The organism is Grimontia marina, assembly GCF_900060185.1.
GTDB classification, from domain to species: domain Bacteria; phylum Pseudomonadota; class Gammaproteobacteria; order Enterobacterales; family Vibrionaceae; genus Enterovibrio; species Enterovibrio marinus.
The window spans coordinates 1-691 of the sequence record NZ_FIZY01000221.1 but is presented as its reverse complement, the minus strand read 5'-3'; the positions used below and the strand labels follow the sequence as shown (position 1 = coordinate 691).

The 691-nt window shown below is 43.7% G+C and carries 1 pseudogene; it reads left to right on the top strand.

The features are described 5' to 3' along the window. A pseudogene (locus GMA8713_RS28380) lies at nt 1–534 on the top strand (hypothetical protein); the annotation flags it as partial. Nucleotides 535–691: the final 157 nt, after the last annotated feature.

Below are 691 nucleotides of genomic sequence, written 5' to 3'. Positions count from 1 at the left end.
ATTTCTAAGATTGCAACGACTTACCATGATATTCACAACGTCAGGCTTAGGACCGCTTTTACTTTTGTTGAATCGGGAAGGCGTGACCAACGAACGACTGTCACATACCTTGGTCGGGGTCTTAAAAATAGCTCTGATACAGATAAGAAGCACGATATACAGCGTGCTGAAAGGTTAGATGGGCACCCTTATTTGCATAGTGAACGGCTCTATTTTTATGAGTTCATGACTGAACATTTGGTTGGCCATAACCCTCTCCCTCTTGTCATTGTCGATTGGTCTTCTATCAACGGGCAGGGAATATTTCAAGTGCTTAGGGGCAGTATCCCTATGGGTGGCAGAGCCTTAATGTTATATGAAAAAGTGTATCCAGAGTCTGAATTAAACTCAGAAAAGGCTCACAATTACTTACTGGATAATCTTGCACACTGCTTGCCTGTCGATTGCCAGCCTATCAGACGCCTCACCAATGCTAACGTCTATGGTTTGTGCAGGGCTAGCATCAACGAATGTTACTTCTACTGTCACAACTGAACCGTTTACTAAATGATTATTCTCCTGGGCACCGTTTATTCTGTGCATACATAAAACCATGGGTTTACCCGTGGATAAATGCCAACTCCAAAATTACAGCGTAAGCTGTTTGTAATTTTGGCCAACGCTTTTGCGTCGTCACGGTAAGTACCCCCGG